Genomic DNA, 238 nt, shown 5'->3' on the forward strand with positions numbered 1-238 from the left:
CGATTTTGCCGCGTAGCCGCTTCACCGCCACATCAATGGCGTTAGTGTCGCTGTCGAAATTCATGTCCCACACCTGCGAGGCGATAAGCGAGCGGGGCAGCACTTCGCCCTGATGGCGGAGAAAAAACTCCAGCAGAGTAAACTCTTTACTGGTCAGAGTGATGCGCGTGCCGCTGCGGGTGACTTTGCGGCTAACGAGATCGACCATCAGGTCGGCAACCTGAAACTGACTTTCGAT

At 55.9% G+C, this 238-nt stretch carries 1 pseudogene; it reads right to left on the reverse strand.

The features are described 5' to 3' along the window. Nucleotides 1-238 (reverse strand): annotated as a pseudogene (gene cusR / locus R2R70_RS22995) (copper response regulator transcription factor CusR); the annotation flags it as partial.

The sequence above is a fragment of the Cobetia sp. SIMBA_158 genome, assembly GCF_046566945.1.
Taxonomy (GTDB): Bacteria; Pseudomonadota; Gammaproteobacteria; order Pseudomonadales; family Halomonadaceae; genus Cobetia; species Cobetia amphilecti.